At 39.1% G+C, this 20,835-nt stretch carries 21 protein-coding genes and 1 pseudogene; 19 read left to right on the top strand and 3 right to left on the bottom strand.

What is annotated here, in order from left to right; translation table 11 throughout:
- Positions 1–308: 308 nt before the first annotated feature.
- From LC091_RS01215 to LC091_RS01200, 4 genes are all read left to right on the top strand, one after another.
- Positions 309–1,826 (top strand): glycosyl hydrolase family 18 protein, encoded by a 1,518-nt coding sequence (locus LC091_RS01215; protein WP_226679896.1) that lies wholly within the window; start codon positions 309–311, stop codon positions 1,824–1,826.
- A 206-nt stretch (positions 1,827–2,032) separates the two neighbouring features.
- Positions 2,033–2,725 carry a response regulator transcription factor gene (locus LC091_RS01210; protein WP_226679895.1) on the top strand — a complete coding sequence of 231 codons (693 nt, stop codon included), beginning with the start codon at positions 2,033–2,035 and terminating at the stop codon, positions 2,723–2,725.
- A complete protein-coding gene (locus LC091_RS01205) occupies positions 2,703–4,943 on the top strand; it encodes a sensor histidine kinase (RefSeq protein WP_226679894.1) in 2,241 nt (746 codons plus the stop codon). Before LC091_RS01210 ends, LC091_RS01205 begins: the two co-directional genes overlap by 23 nt.
- Positions 4,944–5,450, top strand: a complete 507-nt coding sequence (locus LC091_RS01200) for an RNA polymerase sigma factor (RefSeq protein ID WP_226679893.1) — start codon at positions 4,944–4,946, stop codon at positions 5,448–5,450.
- Positions 5,451–5,585: 135 nt separating this feature from the next.
- On the opposite strand, the gene LC091_RS01195 is transcribed toward LC091_RS01200, so the two are convergent.
- The gene (locus LC091_RS01195; protein ID WP_226679892.1) at positions 5,586–6,182 is read right to left on the bottom strand and encodes a hypothetical protein; all 597 of its coding nucleotides are present in this window, start codon (positions 6,180–6,182) and stop codon (positions 5,586–5,588) included.
- A gap of 269 nt (positions 6,183–6,451) precedes the next feature.
- On the opposite strand from LC091_RS01195, the gene LC091_RS01190 reads away from it, so the two are divergent.
- From LC091_RS01190 to LC091_RS01150, 9 genes and pseudogenes are all read left to right on the top strand, one after another.
- A complete protein-coding gene (locus LC091_RS01190) occupies positions 6,452–7,243 on the top strand; it encodes a transporter substrate-binding domain-containing protein (RefSeq protein WP_226679891.1) in 792 nt (263 codons plus the stop codon).
- Positions 7,244–7,362: 119 nt separating this feature from the next.
- Positions 7,363–7,989 carry an amino acid ABC transporter permease gene (locus LC091_RS01185; RefSeq protein WP_226679913.1) on the top strand — a complete coding sequence of 209 codons (627 nt, stop codon included), beginning with the start codon at positions 7,363–7,365 and terminating at the stop codon, positions 7,987–7,989.
- Positions 7,982–8,704 carry an amino acid ABC transporter ATP-binding protein gene (locus LC091_RS01180; RefSeq protein ID WP_226679890.1) on the top strand — a complete coding sequence of 241 codons (723 nt, stop codon included), beginning with the start codon at positions 7,982–7,984 and terminating at the stop codon, positions 8,702–8,704. The genes LC091_RS01185 and LC091_RS01180 overlap by 8 nt, the downstream gene beginning before the upstream one ends.
- A gap of 180 nt (positions 8,705–8,884) precedes the next feature.
- A pseudogene (locus LC091_RS01175) lies at positions 8,885–9,454 on the top strand (peptide-methionine (S)-S-oxide reductase MsrA); the annotation flags it as partial.
- 333 nt (positions 9,455–9,787) lie between these two features.
- On the top strand, positions 9,788–11,659 hold the full coding sequence (gene pepF / locus LC091_RS01170) for an oligoendopeptidase F (RefSeq protein ID WP_226679888.1): 1,872 nt from the start codon (positions 9,788–9,790) through the stop codon (positions 11,657–11,659).
- A gap of 95 nt (positions 11,660–11,754) precedes the next feature.
- Positions 11,755–12,720, top strand: coding sequence for an aromatic acid exporter family protein (locus tag LC091_RS01165; RefSeq protein WP_226679887.1), 966 nt, complete (start codon positions 11,755–11,757; stop codon positions 12,718–12,720).
- Between the two features lie 63 nt (positions 12,721–12,783).
- Positions 12,784–13,284: a L,D-transpeptidase gene (locus LC091_RS01160; protein ID WP_226679912.1), complete on the top strand. Its 501-nt coding sequence runs from the start codon at positions 12,784–12,786 to the stop codon at positions 13,282–13,284.
- Between the two features lie 108 nt (positions 13,285–13,392).
- Complete coding sequence (locus tag LC091_RS01155) at positions 13,393–13,926, top strand: hypothetical protein (RefSeq protein WP_226679886.1); 534 nt, start codon at positions 13,393–13,395, stop codon at positions 13,924–13,926.
- A gap of 15 nt (positions 13,927–13,941) precedes the next feature.
- On the top strand, positions 13,942–14,307 hold the full coding sequence (locus LC091_RS01150) for a DUF4181 domain-containing protein (protein ID WP_226679885.1): 366 nt from the start codon (positions 13,942–13,944) through the stop codon (positions 14,305–14,307).
- Positions 14,308–14,358: 51 nt separating this feature from the next.
- Here LC091_RS01150 and prli42 read toward each other — a convergent pair whose 3' ends face one another.
- On the bottom strand, positions 14,359–14,454 hold the full coding sequence (gene prli42, locus LC091_RS01145) for a stressosome-associated protein Prli42 (protein ID WP_010194162.1): 96 nt from the start codon (positions 14,452–14,454) through the stop codon (positions 14,359–14,361).
- A 160-nt stretch (positions 14,455–14,614) separates the two neighbouring features.
- Between prli42 and mce the strand changes: the two genes are divergently transcribed.
- The 4 genes from mce (at position 14,615) to LC091_RS01125 (ending at position 18,377) form a co-directional block, all read left to right on the top strand.
- Positions 14,615–15,034 carry a methylmalonyl-CoA epimerase gene (gene mce / locus LC091_RS01140; protein ID WP_226679884.1) on the top strand — a complete coding sequence of 140 codons (420 nt, stop codon included), beginning with the start codon at positions 14,615–14,617 and terminating at the stop codon, positions 15,032–15,034.
- Positions 15,030–16,577 carry an acyl-CoA carboxylase subunit beta gene (locus tag LC091_RS01135; RefSeq protein ID WP_148988468.1) on the top strand — a complete coding sequence of 516 codons (1,548 nt, stop codon included), beginning with the start codon at positions 15,030–15,032 and terminating at the stop codon, positions 16,575–16,577. Before mce ends, LC091_RS01135 begins: the two co-directional genes overlap by 5 nt.
- Before the next feature lie 130 nt (positions 16,578–16,707).
- Complete coding sequence (locus LC091_RS01130; protein ID WP_226679883.1) at positions 16,708–17,826, top strand: tripeptidase T; 1,119 nt, start codon at positions 16,708–16,710, stop codon at positions 17,824–17,826.
- Between the two features lie 83 nt (positions 17,827–17,909).
- Entirely contained in the window at positions 17,910–18,377 is a 468-nt protein-coding gene (locus LC091_RS01125; RefSeq protein WP_226679882.1) for a chemotaxis protein CheW, read from the top strand.
- A gap of 59 nt (positions 18,378–18,436) precedes the next feature.
- Here LC091_RS01125 and LC091_RS01120 read toward each other — a convergent pair whose 3' ends face one another.
- Positions 18,437–18,859, bottom strand: a complete 423-nt coding sequence (locus tag LC091_RS01120) for an organic hydroperoxide resistance protein (protein ID WP_226679881.1) — start codon at positions 18,857–18,859, stop codon at positions 18,437–18,439.
- Positions 18,860–19,030: 171 nt separating this feature from the next.
- Between LC091_RS01120 and LC091_RS01115 the strand changes: the two genes are divergently transcribed.
- Entirely contained in the window at positions 19,031–19,450 is a 420-nt protein-coding gene (locus LC091_RS01115; RefSeq protein ID WP_226679880.1) for a MarR family winged helix-turn-helix transcriptional regulator, read from the top strand.
- A gap of 24 nt (positions 19,451–19,474) precedes the next feature.
- Positions 19,475–20,728: a DNA polymerase IV gene (locus LC091_RS01110; RefSeq protein ID WP_226679879.1), complete on the top strand. Its 1,254-nt coding sequence runs from the start codon at positions 19,475–19,477 to the stop codon at positions 20,726–20,728.
- The last annotated feature ends 107 nt before the right edge of the window (positions 20,729–20,835 follow it).

The raw sequence follows: 20,835 nt of genomic DNA, 5'->3' as shown, positions 1-20,835 counted from the left end.
AAAGAGAAGAGCCGTCCTCATAGACGTGATGAAGACTTCAGTGACGAGGAAAAAGGAGAAGAGCCGTCCTCATAGACGTGATGAAGAGCTTTTTGACAATGAATTATATTGGAACAGTCAAGAATGAAGCGTAAGGGCAAGATTCGGCCACTATTGCAAAGCATCTGAGAACTTGATTCCATTTTGGCGGTTACCAGAGGATAAGTGTTTTTTTTGTAGAATCTAAAGCTAATATTTACCGCTACATCCTCTCCCTATAGAATATTACAATAATAGTTAGGCAGTTTAATAGGAGGAAGTAACAGAATATGCAACTTAGACGGAAACTTACGTTTTTTCTTTTGGCTCTGCTAGTTATAGGGAGTGCCATAACTATATATTTATTCAATTCAACAAAGCCAGTATCTACTGATTCGAGCTCAGAAAAGAAACCAAAAGTCGTGGAGGAAGTAACTGACAACCCACCTGAGATTATTAATTTCACCCATACTTCTTCTTCAGATGAAAAGGAAGATTCTGTAGTAAGTGGTGATGTAAAACTCCAGTTAGAAGCAAAAGATGACTACTCAATTAATAAGGTTGAATTTTATTCAAGTAATGGCGACTACTTAATTGGTGAAAAGACTGAAGCACCATACACGATCAATTGGTCCACCGATCCCTGGGTGGAAAATGGTGAGCAGATTCTGAAAATCGTTGTCTATGATAGCGCCGGACAAAAGGCGGTAGCAACGAAAAAGGTTACGGTAGAGAATAAAGAAGAGGAAGCGGACTACAAAATGGTCGGTTATTATGCTGGTTGGTCCAGTTATTCGGGATTTAACGTGGCCAACATTGATGCTAGTAAACTGACACATATAAACTATGCGTTTGCTAATATATCAAACGATGGAGAAATAGTTGTGGGAGACCCAGCAATTGACCATGATAATTTCAAGGACTTGCAACAGCTAAAGAAGCAGCATCCTCAACTGAAAACAATGATTTCTGTGGGAGGTTGGACTTGGTCGAAAAACTTTTCCAACGCAGCGGCTTCTGAAGATTCTAGAACCAAATTTGCAGAAAGTGTTCGACGATTTATTTTAGAAAATGGCTTTGATGGGGTGGATTTGGATTGGGAGTACCCGGTGAGTGGGGGACATCCTGATAATGTAAACCGCCCGGAGGATAAGCGAAATTATACCCTTTTACTTAAAAAGATCAGGGAAACCTTGAACGACCAAGAAAAAAAGGATGGCAAGGAGTATTTGCTTACTATCGCAGCAGGAGCCAGTGAATCACATGCTGCAAACATGAAATTATCTGAGCTGCATCAATATGTCGATTATATACAGTTAATGACCTATGATATTAATGGGGAATGGGATGAGTTGACCGGTCTGAATGCGCCATTGTATAAAGATCCTAATAGTGCGTTCAGTTGGCAGTGGAGTGTCCAAGACGGGATTGAAACTTATATGGAAAGTGGTGTGCCGGCAGATAAGCTGGTGATGGGGTTGCCGTTTTACGGACGCGTTTTCCATGAAGCTAATGCTGACAACAATGGACTGTATCAGGACTTTAATGGAGGTACATCGTTAAGTTATGGAAAACTTAAAGCGGACTATATTGAAAAAAATGGATTTGAACGTTATTGGATAGAAGAAACCCAAGTGCCAGTACTGTATAATGGCAATACATTCATTAGTTATGACGACGAGGAATCTATTGCGAAGAAAACCGATTTTTTAAAAAAGAATGATCTTGGTGGAGCGATGATGTGGGAGTTGAGTCAAGATCCCGACAGAGTGCTTTTAAATCGAATTTATCAAGAACTAAATAAATGATGAATGGGAGGCACGCTATTAATACTGGCGTGCCTCTTTGTTTTACACCGAATAAATTGTGATTACCTATGTTTCCCACTTCGGAACAATTATATAATAGGTTAGTAACTTAAGAAATTCTTAAGAAAATACTTCAATAATACTTAAGATTTACCATATATGATGTGTACATAGAGAAAGAATGGTAAGTGGGAGAAGGGTGAGAGATGGCGAACTATACGGTATTGGTAGTAGATGATGAGAAAGAAATTAGAGATGCGATAGAAATCTATTTGAAAAATGAAGGTGTTAGGGTCTTAAAAGCTCAAGATGGGGTGGAAGCGTTAGAAATGCTTCATGAAAATGAAGTGCATCTAATTTTACTAGATGTAATGATGCCGAGGCTCGATGGAATTTCTGCTACGCACAGAATTCGCGAGGAGAAGAACATCCCAATCATTATTTTAAGCGCAAAAAGTGAGGATACCGATAAAATTCTTGGCTTGCAAGTGGGAGCGGATGATTATGTAACAAAGCCATTTAATCCGATGGAACTTGTCGCGAGAGTGAAATCCCAGCTCAGAAGGTATGTCACACTTGGAACGTTTGAAGGAATTAAGAAAGTGATTGATCTGAACGGCCTGACCATTGATAAAGAATTGAAGGAAGTTACGGTTCAAGGAGATCCTGTCAAATTGACGCCGATTGAATATAAAATAGTGGAGCTGCTGATGACCAATGCCGGCCGGGTATTTTCCATCAATGATATATACGAGCGGGTTTGGAAAGAACCTGGCTACAATGCGGAAAATACAGTGGCGGTACATATTCGCAAAATTAGAGAGAAGATAGAGATAGATCCGAAAAATCCAAGATATTTAAAGGTGGTATGGGGGATTGGGTACAAGATGGAGAAATAGAATAGTAGCTTTTTTAATGGCACTAGTTTTTGTTTGTGCGTTAAGTGGAAGCTTTTATTTTATATTAAATTTAGATAGGTTCAATCAGGAAAGTTATTTTGAGACAGAAGAATTTCAGCAGGAACTTGCGCAATATGCCAATTATTTGATTACCAGCGAATTAGGAACGTTATCTGAAGAGAGTGTTAAAGAAAAGATACACGTCTCCATGGAAGAAATAGAAGAGCATCGTTATAAATATGGTTCTTTGGATGCTCAACTTGATAACATCCGCTATCAATATGAGGAGCGTCTTCAACTTGCAGAGGATGGCGAGATAAGCGAGCAACCAGAAGAGATAGTAGCTGAAAGAAATGAAAAATTAGATGATATTCAAAAGAACTTTTCTAGTGATGAACATGTAGAGAAGAAAATAAGAGCAGAAAAAGAAAAAATAGTGGAAGCCTACTTTGAAGATGAAAGTAACTTCCCTCCTATTTCATCTCTGCTCAGCGATGAGTTGTTATACTTTTTTGAACAAAACGGCGAAAGCTATACTAACACAGATGCCCAAATTAATTCAAAAGAACAATTATTCAATGAAAACAACATGCAATATGTTACCAATTACACGATACATGGAGATAGGTATTTTCATTCATACAATTGGCCCTATGAGGATTGGTTGTACCAAGCACTGGCGGAGGTTAAAGGTGATTTTAATGGGAAGATTGGTGTGCCATTAGAACTTTCATCCGATAGCCTATTGATGACTTTTAAAACTAATTATGAAGAGAATAGGATTTGGTTTTGGAGACTTGGGATAAGTTCACTGATTGTATCATTATTATGGTTTATCACCATGTTAAAAATTGTTTCTCTGCCAAAACAAGCGGGGAAGTGGCAAAAGCTATATAAAAAAATTCCAGTTGACTTAAGGATTGCAGCCTTGGGATTAACTACCTTTTTGTTATTGTTCAGTTTAATGTGGGCTCATGATTGTATTAATCAATTGACATACAGCTTATCAACTGCATGGGCCACTGAATTCATAATTAGTATTCTAGTCGCTGCATGCTTGAGTTTACTAACCTACTACCAAATAAGATATTTGATAGCAACCATGCGAAATATGTCTGATTTTAAGGAAGCATGGACAAGAAGTGTGCTTCTTAGAGTATTAAGATTTTGTAAAAAGGTGTATAAAAAGCTCTTCCTTATCGTAAAGGACGCATTTTTAAATACAACTACAGGCATCCAAGTGTTCGTTCTCCTGACGATCGTCTTTGGACTAGGCCTTGGATTCTTTATGATTTTTATTGATATAGCTTTCTTCCTGCTATATTTCTTGTTCGCTGTTTTCATAGGAGTGCCGACGTTTATTCTTTTAGTAAAGAGTGTCGGTAATTTTAATAAGATATCTATAAAAACTGAAGAGATGGCTTTAGGAAAATTAGGCGATCCACTTGAAGTAAAAGGAAATTCAATCCTTGCTAAAATGGCAGCAAACCTAAATATATTGAATCAAGGAGTAAAGGTGTCATTAAATGAGCAGGCAAAAAGTGAACGCTTGAAAACGGAGCTGATTACAAATGTCAGCCATGATCTTCGGACACCTTTGACCTCCATCATCACATACACGGAGCTTTTGAAGAAAAACGACCTGACTGCTGAGGACCGGTCCGCGTACCTGGAGATTATTGATAGAAAGTCACAACGTTTAAAGGGTTTAATTGAGGATTTATTTGAAGTATCAAAGATGGCAAGTGGTAATATCGAGCTTGTAAAAGAGCGAGTGGACCTTAATCAACTTCTGCAACAAGCGCTGGCGGAATATGATAATTCATTGAAAGAATCTAATTTGCAATTTCGTGTTGCCAACCCGGATAAACCTTTATATGCCATGGTGGATGGACAGAAAATGTGGCGTGTATTTGATAATTTAATTGGAAATATTGTGAAGTATTCATTAGAAAACTCACGTGTATATATTCAGGTTCAACAGCTTGGTGATAAAGCAAAAATCACGTTTAAAAATGTTTCAAAATATGAATTGAATGATCAAAGTGAGGAATTATACGAACGTTTTAAAAGAGGAGATACATCTAGGAATACGGAAGGATCTGGCCTCGGACTTGCGATTGCTAAGTCGATTATTGATTTGCATGAAGGCAGTCTCGATATTGAAACGGATGGGGATTTATTTAAAGTGATTATCTGCTTGAGAGTGGTGGAATAAGTGGATTTCACTACAATATATAATGTGCATTATGACAGGGTCTTTCATGTGAGTTTTTCTCTTATTCGCGACCGACAGTTGGCTGAAGACAATGTGCAGGAAACTTTTATAAAGGCGTATAAGAAGTTGGATAGTTTACAAGAGAGTGATAAAGTAGGAGCTTGGCTCTGCGTGATTGCAACAAGAACAGCTATTGATTTTATTAGACGAGAGAAAAAAATCGGTGGATGTCCAATGGAATTAGATGTGTTAGATAGTCTTGGAAAAGAAGCACGCCATAATGTTGCAGCAGAAGTGGAAGCGAAATTGTTGAAAGAGCTCTTGGATGAAAAGATGGAAGACTTCACAATTGAAGACAAGAAGCTGCTCGTTCTAAAAATGGAAAAGGGATTAAAGGAGCGGGAAATCGCTAAAGCTTTGGAGATGAATCCAGCTACAGTGAAATCGAAGATCCATAGAGCTAGAAGGAAGTTAAAAGAGCGAATGGCTGTAGAGTTGAGTGCTTAGGGGGATTATTGTTGGTGCAGGGGACACTTTTCGTAAAAAGTGCTCCCTGCACTTTTTTAAAGGAATTTTTATAAATGTTTTACTATAGAAGTTCTTACGAGGACAAACTCCATTGGGTATATTTAAGGAAATTAATTATGATGATTCAAAATCACGTTGATCTCTTTCATCCAATTTTGCAGATATTTCTTCAAGTATTGCTTCAATATCCTTCGTTTGATCCTCTTCTATTCTAGTCAGAGTAGCGTTTATCTCATTAAACCGGTCGTTCACATCATGCTTGAATAAATAGAATTCTTCCCGAAGTGTACCAGTGGTGTTTGTCAAAGAATGAAGTTCTTCTTTTATTTGATGCTGTCCGGCTGTAAGCATAAACGTCTTTTCATTAAGTCCGGTAATCTCATTCTTCATCAGTATTTGATTCTCGGAGAGTGTGGAAGTTTTCTCGTTAAGCTCACGAATCTCATCCTTCATCAGGATCTGGTTCTCGGAGAGTGTGGAAGTTTTCTCGTTAAGTCCGCGAATCTCATCCTTCATCAGGATCTGGTTCACAGAGAGGATGGAAGTTTTCTCGTTAAGCCCACGAATCTCATCCTTCATTAGGATCTGATTGTCAGAGAGGATGGAAGTTTTTTCGTTTAATCCTTTTAATTCTTTTTTCATTTCGTCTTGAGACTGTTGAAAATCCAACATCCTATTCAAAATCAAATCCAATTTAGCATCTCTATTCATATTTTTTCACCTCCTTTTTCTAGTCCATTGTAATTATAACATGAACCTAGACTAAAGGAATTATAACAAGAATCGTATATTTCAGAATAATAAAAATAGAAAAACTTTATTTATCTTTATTAACTATATTGCATAAATATTAACATGTGTTAAAATACATTTATCCGAATAAACATACATCATAATAACACTTGATTTATATGTAGGTTTGTTTCATAATTAGATTAAATTTTTAACTTTTCTGAAAAAAAGAACAGGGGGAAATTATTGTGAGAAAATGGTTTTTGTATTCATTAATTAGTATTTTAGTAGTAGGCTTGTTGTCCGCTTGTGGAACATCCGGGAACGGGGATGAAACGAGTGGAGAAGGTGAAGATGGAAAGAAAGTGTTAGTAATGGGAACTTCCGCAGACTATCCGCCTTTTGAGTACATTGATACTGAAGTTGGAGAAGAAATTATCGGTTTTGATGTGGACCTTGCAAAAGCTATTACAGAAGAACTTGGTTATGAATTGAAAGTTCAAGATATGGATTTTAGTAGCTTAATTACCGCTATGAAATCAGGTAACATCGATCTTATTTTGGCGGGTATGACACCGACAGAAGAGCGCGCTGAGCAAGTTGATTTTACAGATGTATATTATACAGCCAATCACATGATTGTTTCATTGAAAGATAGCAATATTACTAGTTTGGAAGATTTAGAAGGTAAAACGGTTGGGGTTCAGATGGGATCGATCCAATATGATAAAGCCGAAGAAATTGCGGAAGAAGTGAATATTACTATTGAAAACCGTGACCGCATCCCACAAATTGTTCAAGATTTGAAAACTGGCCGTTTTGATGCAGCAATAATTGAAGATACAGTTATGAAAGGGTTCATGGAAAAAGATGCAGACCTTACTGGTTTTACACTTGAATCTGATGAAGAAGGATCTGCAATTGCCCTTCCAAAAGGCAGCGAATTAACAGAGGAATTCAACCGTGTTCTAAAAGAAATGGAAGAGAACGGTGAGATGGAAAAGTTAATCAACAAATGGTTCGGTGGGGAAGAAGAATAAGACTATACAAAATCAAAAGGGTGCAGTAACCGCCCTTTTGATTTTCTTGTTAATATGACAGAAAGGACTGGTAGCACTTGACGATCGACTTCTTAGATTTTAGCGCCATAACGGGTTCCATGGATTATATCCTTGCGGGTGTAAAGGTAACGCTCCAAGTCGTATCACTGGCTGGGATACTAGGTTTTATCATTGGAACGCTATTGGCTTTATGTAAGATTGGCAGAATCAAACTGCTTAGAATCTTTGCGGATATTTATACATCCATATTCCGAGGAACACCGCTTGTTCTTCAATTAATGTTAATATTTTTTGGATTGCCGCAAGCAATTGGCATCACGCTTGAACCGGTTACTGCTGCCATCCTTGCATTCGGGTTAAACTCAGGGGCATATATTTCTGAGGTAATCCGTGCAGGAATTATGGCAGTTGATAAAGGACAGCGAGAAGCTGCCATGGCCCTTGGCGTACCATATCGCCAAATGATGAAAGACATCATTTTACCGCAAGCATTAAAAAATATCTTACCAGCACTTATGAATGAATATATTACACTTACTAAAGAATCAGCAATAGTTACAGTTATCGGCGTAATGGACGTCATGAGGCGTTCTTTTATGACAGCATCGAATACTTATGCATACTTAGAAGCATTCATGTTTGCCGGACTTATCTATTACGTGTTAGTAATGATTCTAACATTGATTGGCAAGCTCATTGAAAGGAGAATGAGACGCTATGATTAAAATAGAAGATTTGCATAAATCCTTTGGCAAACTAGAAGTGTTAAAGGGGATTTCTACACAAATTAAAGAAGGGGAAGTAGTGGCAATCATCGGGCCTTCTGGGTCTGGGAAATCCACTTTACTTCGCTGTATGAATCTACTGGAAGAGCCAACTTCCGGTCACATTTGGATTAAAGACCAAGATGTTGCAAATAAGAAAACGAACATCAATAAAGTGCGTCAGGATTTGGGAATGGTTTTTCAACACTTTCACTTGTTTCCTCACAAGACAGTTCTAGAAAACTTAACATATGCTCCTGTATCTGTAAAAGGAGTTTCGAAAAAGGAAGCCGAAGCGAAAGGGACGGATCTGCTTGCAAAAGTGGGACTAGCTGAGAAAGCGAAGGAATATCCTAATCGCCTGTCTGGAGGTCAAAAGCAGCGTGTGGCAATTGCCAGAGCTCTTGCGATGGACCCCGAGGTAATGTTGTTTGATGAACCAACTTCGGCCTTGGATCCGGAGATGGTAAAAGAGGTACTTGAAGTAATGAAAGCTCTTGCCCAAACGGGAATGACAATGGCTATTGTGACACATGAGATGGGCTTTGCCCGTGAGGTTGCTGACCGCGTATTGTTCCTTGATGATGGAATGCTTGTGGAGGACGCGCCGCCCGTTGAGTTTTTTACAGCTCCGAAGTCCGAGCGTGCTAAGGTGTTTTTGGAGAAGATGTTGTAGGATTGAGGTGGGACCAGCTCTCTTTGGAGGAGCTGGTTTTTGTTGTACATACATAATTATTCATGCTAACTTAACACTAATAAACAATAACTCTTCCCAAAGAAAGGAGCACATACAATGACCAATCATGACCACAACCTCCAAACCGCCACTCTCGGCATGGGCTGATTCTGGGGAACTGATGCCCGGTTCGGGTATTTGAGAGGAATCATTCGCACAAGAGTAGGCTACGCAGGTGGAACCACTCAGACGCCTACCTACAAACAAATGGGAGATCACACCGAGTGTCTACAGATTGACTTTGATCCTAATCAAATAACTTTTGAAGATATTGTCCGACATTTTTGGAGCTCACATAATTCCAATCGAGGAAATTATAAAGGCAGGCAATATCTATCCTTATTTTTATACCATGACATTTATCAAAAAGAAGATTTAGAAAAAATAAAGCAAGAAATACAAGGTACTAACTCGCAATCAATAGGAACGGAAATTGCACCACTTGTTCATTTCACTCTTGCTGAAGAAAAACACCAGAAATATTACCTAAAAAGGTATTCAAGTGCGACACAAAAGTTACGAGAGCACTTCGCTACTGAAGAGGCCTTCACCAATGCTACTTTGGTAGCGAGGTTAAACAGTTTTGTGAAAGGATATGGGACCCTATCTTCCTTAAGACAAGAAATTGAACAATGGGGGAGAGAAGACGCAGGTGAAATAATTTCTTTGGTTAATGGTTTGAAATGGTAGGGGGATTTACACAAATCATAGCTACACCTTTATTTAACTGGATGAAGGCACTTTCATCGCGAAATAGACCCTAAGAGTGTCTTCATCCAGTTGATGAAGACACTTCCAACGCGTAAATCACCCCGAAAGTGTCTTCATGCACCTTATGAAGACACTTTCATCACAAAATCTACCCCAAGAATGTCTTCATCGACCCGGACATTCTTTTTTCCCTCTCAGAAACTCAAGTACCCTTACCAACCCCCTCATCCTAAACTAAATGTATAGAAAAAGCTGGAAAACAAACACTAACCCTTAGCAGAAAACTAAGGGAGGACCACGACCACAATGATAATGAAAACCACACGAATCATCATATCACTATTAATAACCGTCATTCTAAGTTTCACCACAACTCTAACCAACGCAGAAAGCCCAACCTACAAATCACGTGCTGATATTCCAGCCGAATATAAATGGAACCTACAGACTCTATATAAGAATGAAACGCAATGGAAACAGGATGTGTATAAAGCCAAAAAGCTGGCAGATCGTTTTGCCAAAAAAGAAGAAAAGCTGGACAGTGATAAACAAATCCTCCCCCTTTTAGAAGACTATTTTGAGCTATTTCGCTTAATGGAAAAAATCTTTGTCTATTCAAGAATCAACCTGGATGTAGACATTAGCAATACATCCGCTCAGGCCCTATCTGATGAAGGTCAAAATATGATGATCTATGTGGTGGAGCGGACAGCATGGTTCTCGAATGAATTGCAGGCAATTGATAAGGAAAAGTGGCAGGAGATTCTCGAAAGTCCAAAACTTAAGCCATATTACAACCATTTAAAAGATACGTATGAGGATAAAATTCATTCTCTGCCTCCAGAAATGGAGAAAATGCTAATTAAAACAATGCCGATTGTTAACGCACCGAGCGAGCTTTTTACGATGATGTCTAAAGACCTTGTCCTCCCAAGCTTTACGGTAAAGGAAAAAGTGTATGAAATGTCTGCACCTTTGTATTCAGTTTATATGTCAAGCAAGGACCGGGAAGTGAGGAAGGCTGCTTTCCAAACGTATTACCAGACCCTTGAAAATTACCAGGATACCTTTGCTTCCATGCTTGCCAATATCGTAAAAGCGAATAACTTTTTTGCTACAACGAGGAACTATTCTTCCTCGTTAGAAGCTCATCTAAAGAGAAACGATATTGACCCGAAAGTTTACACACAACTAATAGACACCGTTGAAGAAGGACTTCCATTATTTCATCGATACCTTAAATTGAAAGAGAAATATGTTGGCATCGACGGTTCCATGCATATGTACGATTTATCTGCCCCTTCTCCTTATACAAAAGAGGAAAAGATTCCATATGAAGAGGCAAAGGAAATAGTCATAAAGGGGTTATCACCGATAGGAGAGGCTTATATCAAAACGCTATCAAAGGGGCTCTCTTCCAATTGGGTGGATGTTTATAACACTCCGGGTAAAGCTACAGGAGCTTATCAAATAGGGTCATATGACTCCCATCCATTTGTTTTATTGAATTATCAGGGACTTCCTAGTGATGCCTTGACTCTTGCACATGAGATGGGACATGCGATGCATTCTTATTTTTCCAATGAAAAGCAGCCTTATCAAGATGCAAGATATGTGACGTTTACGGCGGAAGTTTCCTCTACCTTGCAAGAGCATCTTCTTCATAAGCAATTGATGGATGAAGCAACAACGAAGGAAGAAAAAATTCATGCTCTCTATCAATACTTAGAGGATTTTAGGGTAACGCTATTCCGTCAAACGCAATTCGCGGAGTTTGAAAAGATAATTCATGAAATGGGACAAAACGAAGAGCCTTTACATGCAGAGGCTATTAAAGGGGTCTATTATGATCTCAATAAAAAGTATTATGGGAAGGACATGGACGTTGACAAGGAAATCGCGATGGAATGGGCGAGGGTTCCTCACTTTTTCCATTCAAGCTTCTATACGTATCAATATGCAACAAGTTTTGCCGCTTCCGCAGCCCTTGCAGAACAACTGGAAGAAGGCGGCGCTGAGGCACAAAACAAGATAGTAAAAGAGCTGTTCTCTTCAGGTGGCAGCCTACCACCAATCGATATTCTGAAACGGTCTGGAGTGGACATGAGTAAAAAAGAACCAATTGAAGAATCGTTAAAAAGGTTTGAAGAGCTGGTAGATGAATTTGAGGATCTTTTAAAATGATAGCCCAAAAATTAAGTAAACAACTCCCCACATTTTTCATGTATAGTAGTACTATGTGATTTATTGAACAAACGAAAGTCGGGAGAGTTTTATGTATGAGAAAATTTAAAATTGGATACCGGACAGCAAAGACGGCCCTCGGTACAGGGATTGCAATTAGTATCGCTCAGTTATTAGAGCTGGACTTTTACGCATCCGCCGGGATCATTGCAATACTCTGTATTCAAAATACAGTAAGGAAGTCATGGAAAGTGGCAACTGCGCGCTTTATCGCATGCTCCTTAAGCCTTTTATTTGGCTTCGTGTTCTTTGAGCTTTTAGGGTACAATCCGGTCTCCATAGCGTTGCTGTTGCTATTTTTTATACCTGTAACTGTTATGCTTAAGATAACAGAGGGAATAGCAACGAGTTCGGTTATCCTTCTTCACGTCTATTCAGTTGAAGCATACTCAATAGGGCTAGTAGTCAATGAGTTAAGCATCATCTCAATTGGAATTGGTGTAGCACTTATAATGAACACCTATATGCCGAGTGTAGAGAAGGAATTGAAAAGCTACCAGTTACAGGTGGAAGAAAACTTTCATAAGGTGTTTTCCGAAATAGCCTATTTTCTCCGCCACGGAGACCGCGGTTGGGATGGCCAAGAGATTCCAGAGACAAATAAGATATTAAAAGAAGCGAAAAGTTTGGCATTCCGTGATGTGGAAAATCACTTCAGACGGGAGGAAAATCATCATTATTTTTACTTTAAAATGAGAGAAAAACAGTTGGATGTCATGGAGAGGATGCTTCCTATAGTGGCTTCAATTGAACATAATGTGGAGCAAGCACATATGGTAGCAGATTTCATAGAGGACCTTGAACATGCCATTCATGCAGGCAATACGGCTTATCTTTTCTTACAGCGCTTGCGCGATATGCACGAAGCATTTCAAGAGATGCCGCTACCTGAAAGCCGTGAGGAGTTTGAGACAAGAGCGGGACTTCGTCATCTCTTAAAAGAATTTGAACAATACCTTATACTTAAAAGCGATTTTATCGGTTTGGAAACTACGAAGTAAACGAATGGAATGAACACCTTTCAACCACACTATACCTAAAAGGCAGGTGGATGAAAGGTGTTCATTTTTACAATAATCTTCGCATTGGTAACATCACCACTCTGGCCGCTTGGACCAAATCCTCTTCCAGGCGATCCATATATTATTGTTAATAAACAAACAAATCAACTTGCTTACTTTCAAGGAGAAGAATTGAAAGAGGTCCATACTGTAGCCACGGGAAAATCGAAAGAACTTACACCTGAGGGTGAGTTTACTATTACGGTAAAAGCAATTAACCCATACTATCGTAAAAAAGACATCGCTGGCGGCGATCCGAAAAATCCGCTAGGAACAAGGTGGATTGGTTTTGACGCACAAGATACTGATGGAAGGACCTATGGTGTTCACGGGACAAACAATCCCTATTCCATCGGGGGATATGTGACACAAGGTTGCATTCGTTTGGAAAATAAGAATGTGGAAGCATTATTCGACAGAGTGCCTGTGGGAACTAAAATTTGGATCGTGAAGACAGGCAAATCTTTTGAGGAGCTTGGGAGAGAAAAGGGTGTATTGGAGTAGGGAATTAGAATTACTAAACCGGACTATTAGTTCGGTTTTTTCTTTTGTACTTGAAACTTTCTGTAAAATCAAACGTATAATTACTGAATACAGTTGAGGGGGGATAACATGCACGATACTTATAGAGGTCTTACAAAAATATTATGGGGATTTCTTTTTGTGCTAATTGACATAAACATTGAGTATGTAGATATCATTCCAGATTTTGTTGGCTATGCCATGATTGCATATGGGTTGATGCAACTTGATTTTGAGAGGGAGCGAAATTGGGCGGTTGCTATTGCATTCATATCTTTTCCCGCTTTCTTCATACCGAAAGCCAACGGTGCAGATCCAATGAGTTACAATGGGGACTATTTTTTGAACTCTCTTTATTATACAGGGCTTGGAGTGTTGCACTTAATCTTGATGTATCTTATTATCAGCAGGCTGATTAAGGTAGCTGAAAGCAAAGGACAATTTGAAGTATCACAAAAGGCTAGGACCAGGCTGATGTTGTATGTAGGTCTTAGTATTTTTGCTTTAGTAGGATTTCCGCTAGGAGAGATGCTAGGATTCTTATTGATTATTGCAGTTATTTTCTTACTCATCATGGAAATTGTTATGTTGGTACTGATTGCAGAATTTCGTAAAGTATTATAGGGGAGGAGTGCTTGAATGACTTTTGTGTGGATAATGCTAACGATTGCAGTGGCACTGGTTTTTATTGATGTGGCAGTAAGAAAGTTACTTGGAATAAAGCGTGTTAAGCTAACAGATCCAAAAGGAAAGAAAATTGATTTGATCGGAAGAATTATTTGTGCCATTTTAATTTTCATTTTGTATCCGGCCGTTATTGAAACAGGTGTCCTTCAAATGAAGCATCTCTTTATTCTCTTTTTTACAGTTCTATTCAGCTTTCAGGCAATTATCCAATATATTTATATAAAGGAATCAAAAGAATTCTTCATTACACTGCTTATGAATGTTGTATTTGTTGTTTTCTTGTTCAATATTGACGACCTTATAAAGCTCTACAGCTAATCAAAAAAAAACGAGCCAAGTATCTCTGGCTCGTTTTTGTCTGTTAATCTATTAAAAAAACATGGAAGCTCCAGCTAATAGTGTCGTAATAAGCATGACGCCAATCATTAAATAGACGACAACCTTTTGGAATTTGCGGTTCATCATTTGAGTTATTCACTCCCCATTTATTCTACTATCCCTATTTTACATGGATTTCAATTCTTTCTCAAGTTAGGTTTCTAGACGAAAAAGGAAGGAATTTTGCACAAAAAGTCGAAATGTTATAGAGTCATAGTTAGGGGACATACAACAAGGGGGGATTGGCATGATTAAAAATGTAAATCATATTGGGATTGCTGTAAACTCAATCGAGACAGCGCTTCCATTTTATACAGAGGCTTTGGGGTTGACTTTTAAATCTGTTGAACATGTAGCGGAGCAAATGGTAAGAGTGGCATTCATCGATGCCGGGAATTGTAAGCTGGAATTATTGGAACCTACTTCTCCAGATAGTCCGGTTGCCAAATTTATCGAAAAGCGTGGGGAAGGCATTCACCATGTAGCCTTAAGTGTAGAATCAATAGAAGATAGAATTCAAGAAATGATTGAAAAGGGAATCCCGATGATTGACAAGCAATCCCGAATCGGGGCAGGAGGAGCGAATATTGCTTTCATGCACCCTAAAGCAAGTAATGGCGTACTAGTAGAATTCTGCGAAAAGGCGGCGAAACAGCATGACAATTGATATCTATGAAAAAATAAACGAGCTTTATGACAAACGTCGCGAAGTAGAACTTGGCGGTGGAGACGATCGCATAGACAAGCAGCATGAAAAAGGGAAATTGACTGCAAGAGAGCGAATCGAACTTCTGGTGGATGAAGGGACATTTGTAGAACTTAATCCATTCATCGAACACCGATGCAATGACTTCGGGCTGCAGGGGAAAAAAGGTCCTGGAGATGGGGTTGTCACGGGTTACGGGAAAGTGAACGGAAAACCAATCTATCTATTTTCACAAGACTTCACTGTATTTGGTGGAGCCTTAGGAGAAATGCATGCAAAGAAAATCGCCAATGTCATGGACATGGCAGCGAAAAATGGTGCACCTATTGTCGGCTTGAATGATTCTGGGGGGGCGCGTATCCAGGAAGGTGTTCTTTCATTAGATGGATACGGTCATATCTTTTACAGAAACTCTATCTATTCTGGAGTGATTCCACAGATATCGGTAATTATGGGACCATGTGCAGGCGGTGCCGTTTACTCTCCGGCAATTACTGATTTCGTATTCATGGTGGAAAAGACGAGTCAAATGTTTATCACGGGACCAAAGGTAATTGAAACGGTAACAGGAGAGAAAATCAGTTCAGAAGGACTCGGTGGTGCAAAAGTACATAACGCGATAAGCGGTAATGCTCACTTCTCTAGTTCTTCAGAGGAAGAAGTACTGGCACAGGTTCGAAACTTGCTAAGTTATCTTCCACAAAACAATGAAGAAAAGCCCGAAAGGATATCTTGCGAACAAGGTGATGACTATCGTCCTGATTTAGCGGATGCTATCCCGTTTGATGCAATCAGACCTTATGATGTTCGAATTGTCATCAACCAAGTGGTGGATGAAGGGTCGTTCATGGAAGTTCATAAAGATTTTGCCAAAAATATCGTAGTTGGATTGGCAAGGCTGAAGGGAGAGGTCGTAGGACTAGTTTGTAACCAGCCAAAAGTGATGGCAGGCGGTCTTGACATCGATTCATCTGATAAAGCATCCAGATTTATTCGATTCTGTGACTCCTTCAATATTCCGTTGATTACGTTTGAGGATGTTACTGGATTCTTCCCAGGTGTTAAACAAGAGCACGGCGGAATCATCCGTCATGGTGCCAAGATCCTTTACGCTTACTCGGAAGCGACTGTGCCTAAGTTGACCGTGATTTTGCGTAAAGCATATGGTGGAGCATATGTAGCCCTAAATAGTAAATCCATTGGTGCAGATCTTGTATTTGCATGGCCGAATGCGGAAATTGCAGTTATGGGCCCTCAAGGAGCTGCAAACATCATCTTTGCCCGTGAAATCAATGAGAGCGATAATCCCGAAGAGACACGCGCACAGAAGATTGAAGAGTATCGTGAAAAGTTTGCTAACCCATATGTCGCCGCAAGCCAAGGAATGGTAGATGACGTGATTGATCCAAGAGAGACAAGGATCAAATTGATACAATCACTAGAAATGCTTCGCAATAAAAAGGAAACAAGACCATATAAAAAACACGGGAATATCCCACTTTAATTGATGACGAGAGATAGTAGGTGGAAAAACCCTGCTATCTTTTTTATTGGTGTATGCTCAAGCAAGGAAAAAATCTCATGAATAGGTTATAATAGGATGGGATTCAAAAAGTAGTAGGAGGAACATACATATGATTAACAGAGACAGACTTGTTGAAGAATTTTTAGAGCTTGTACAGGTAGACTCAGAAACGAAATTTGAAGCAGAAATTTGCAAAGTATTAAAAGAAAAATTTTCTGCTCTTGGTGTCCAAGTAGTAGAAGATGATACCATGAATGAAACGGGACATGGTGCAGGTAACCTGATCTGTACACTTGAAGGCACAAAAGATGGTGTGGATACCATCTATTTCACTTCCCATATGGACACAGTGGTTCCTGGTAAGGGAATAAAACCATCTATTAAAGACGGTTACATCGTGACTGACGGTACGACTATCCTTGGAGCAGATGATAAAGCAGGTCTTGCTGCCATGCTTGAAGCGGTAAAAGTATTAAAAGAAAATAACATTGAGCACGGAAAAATCGAGTTCGTCATCACGGTTGGTGAAGAATCTGGTCTTGTAGGAGCAAAAGCTCTAGATCCAGCTTTAGTAACGGCTAAATTCGGTTTTGCCCTTGATAGTGACGGGACAGTTGGAAACATCATAGTGGCAGCCCCAACACAAGCAAAAGTTAAAGCAACGATTTACGGAAAGACGGCTCATGCTGGAGTTGCACCAGAAAAAGGAATTTCTGCGATTACGATTGCAGCAAAATCCATTGCAAAAATGCCTTTAGGCCGAATTGATGAAGAAACGACTGCAAATATCGGACGTTTCGAAGGTGGCGGTCCAACAAATATCGTCTGTGACCGTGTCGATATTTTAGCAGAGGCTCGTTCTCTAGTTCCTGAAAAAATGGAAACTCAAGTGGCAAAAATGAAGGATGCGTTTGAAACAGTTGCAGCAGATATGGGTGGCCGTGCGGAAGTAACAGTAGACGTTATGTACCCAGGCTTCAAATTTGCTGATGGCGATCACGTGGTGGAAGTAGCAAAGCGTGCGGTCACGGAAATCGGAAGAACGCCTGAACTACAACGTAGCGGCGGAGGCAGTGATGCCAATGTTATCGCAGGATTTGGCGTTCCAACAGTCAACCTTGCTGTTGGTTACGAAGAAATCCACACAACAAATGAAAGAATGCCAATTGAAGAATTGATTAAAACAACGGAACTGGTTGTTAGCATCATGAAAGAAGTAGCAAAATAAGATGGGAAAGCTTGGTGAATTTGCCAAGCTTTTTTTAATACCTTGCTTTATAATAGAGAAAAAGGTCGAATAGGAGAAAAGTCATGGAATCCCAAAAACTAGTGATTTTTGAAGCAAAGGAAGAAGAGTATGGTATACCAGTAGAATATGTAGTGTCCATTGAAAAGCTTGGAACAGTTACAGCTTTACCTGAAATGGAGGCTTATCTAAAAGGCCTAATGAAAGTAAGGGGACAACTAATACCAGTTCTTGACGTGAAGCAAATATTATTTTCTGACGCGGTTGTAGTAAACGATAAAACCCGTTTAATTGTGGTGCAAACATCAGAATTTTCTGTAGGATTATTAGTGGAAGACGCTAAAGAGATTTTGGACGTAAAAAAAGAGGCCATAAAAGATTTAAATGTGTTGGCATTTCAATCTTCTCCGTATATAAGTGGGATGGTCAATCTTGATAGTCGATTGATTGCAATTATTAATCCGAATAACTTAGTGGGTGGCCTTGAACAAGTCCACGATATCAAGGATGCGGTAGAAGCTTCTACTATTTAGTCTCTAATCATCAAAAAATTAGACCACCTGCAATTATTAGCGGGTGGTCTTGTTAGGTATTATTGTGCTTTTGTTACTAGTTCTACTTCAATATTTCCTCGTGTAGCTTTAGAATATGGGCACACGTTATGTGCTTGTTTAACAAGCTCTTCTGCTTCCTCTTGTGTAACCCCATTGATGCTGACATTTAACACGACAGCTAGTTTAAACCCGCCATCCGTATCTTTCCCTATAGAAACCTCTGCAATTACTTCTGATTCAATTTTCTGACGTGCTTGTCTTGCAACAAGGTTTAGTGCACTGTCAAAACAAGCGGAATACCCGGCAGCAAATAGTTGTTCTGGATTGGTTGCGCCTTCTTTTTCTGTTCCGCCTAATGATTTTGGCATTGCAAGTGCAAGATCTAACGTCCCATCTTCACTTTGGATTTTTCCAGCTCTACCACCTGAGGCTGTTACTTTCGCTGTGTATAATGCATCCATGTCAAATCGCTCCTTTTAAATTGCTCAAAATTAAATTGTACAAAACTTAATTCTCCACTATCTTATCGTACGTAATTTTTTTAGTCAACTAATAAGTTGTTTAAAACTAGTTTGTGTATGAGGCAAGTCAGTTGTACAATAGTATTATTGAGATTTAAAGGAGATATATGTATGGAAAGCAACTTAAAATTAGATAATCAACTTTGTTTTAAAATCTACTCCGCAGAAAAGAAAATGATGAAATTATATAGGGCTTATTTAGATGAGCTGGGCATAACTTATTCTCAATACCTCGTTCTATTGGTACTGTGGGAAAGGGATGCTATTTCTGTGAAGAAGTTAGGTGAAAAGCTAATTCTGGACTCTGGTACTTTAACCCCAATGTTAAAGCGTATGGAAACAAATCAATTAATTACAAGAAGCCGCTCCAAAAAAGATGAACGAAGTGTTGTGATAACTCTTACCCAAAAAGGAAAAGACTTAAACAAAGAGGTAGAGTGTATTCCAAACAAATTCCTAGAAAGAGTATCGTTAAATACGGAGGAATTAAAAGCATTAAGTGAACTTCTGACAAAGTTGGTTGATAAATAAGCAAAGAAATTTAGGGTGAGCTGTATGAATGGAAAAATCACAAAAGGACATCGAGTAATCTTTCATGTAGATATGAATAGTTTCTACGCATCTGTTGAAATGGCCTATGACCCCTTACTTAAAGGAAAACCTGTAGCAATTGCGGGTAATGTAGAAGAGCGAAAAGGTATTATCGTAACTTGTAGTTATGAGGCGAGAGCCTTTGGTGTGAAAACAACGATGCCTTTATGGGAAGCAAGACAGAAATGTCCCCAGCTTATTGTGCGAAAGCCTAACTTTGACAGGTACAGGAAAAGTTCCCAAGCTATGTTTGATTTGTTAAGGGAGTATACAGACCAAGTTGAACCGGTTTCCATTGATGAAGGTTATATGGATGTGACAGATTATTCAGGACCCTTAACATCTCTACAAATTGCAAAAGAAATTCAATTGAGATTACAAAAGGAACTTTTGTTGCCATGTAGCATTGGGATTGCGCCGAATAAATTCTTGGCGAAGATGGCATCGGATATGAAAAAGCCCCTGGGAATCACTATCCTAAGAAAAAGAGAAATTGAGAAAATCCTTTGGCCTATGAATGTGGGGGAAATGCATGGGGTAGGGGCCAAAACTGCCGAAAAATTGAAGACGATCAATATCACTACAATTGGAGATTTGGCTAAAGGCAATGATTATCAACTAAAACATCTACTTGGTATTAATGGAGAGAGGTTAAAAAAGCGAGCAAACGGTGTTGATACTCGTCCAGTGGATCCTGATAGTGTCTCTGAATTTAAAAGTATAGGAAACTCTACTACTTTACCAAAGGATTCAGACGATGAACGGTTGTTAGAAAAGACCATCGAGAAGCTCGCGTCTTCCGTTAGTGCAAGAATGAAAAGAAAGTCAGTGCTCAGTCATAACATTCAGCTAATGATCAGATACGGTATTCATCATACGGTGACAAGGAGTCGAAAGCTCTCTAATCCGATAGAAGGTGAAAAGGATATTAAAGATGCTGCTATGTTTTTACTTAGGAAGCATTGGGACGGGGAACCTGTCCGCTTGTTGGGTGTAACTGCTCAAGAACTGGTGGAAAAGGATGAGTCCGTTAAACAGCTAGATCTTTTCACATTTCAAGAAGATGCCAAAAAAGAACCTTTGCATAAAACCCTTCAAGACCTAGAAGATAAATTTGGGAAGGGGATTATTAAACGGGGTATTAAGAATAAGAATACTGCGGATGCGGGCTCAAAGGCTAAAATAACGACTAGTTTTCAGAAGGATTTTTTAGAATAAGAAATTACTGATCTGTAGGCCATATTGGTTTGCAGTTTTTTTATATCCAATTAATATAGCCTGGTATACTGCTGCTGATTTCCGCAAACGGCTTCGCTTTCCGCGGG

The sequence above is a fragment of the Sutcliffiella horikoshii genome (genome assembly GCF_020524325.1).
Lineage (GTDB): Bacteria > Bacillota > Bacilli > Bacillales > Bacillaceae_I > Sutcliffiella_A > Sutcliffiella_A horikoshii_D.
Note: the sequence above shows the minus strand (reverse complement) of the source record. Positions and strands in the feature narration are given on the sequence as shown.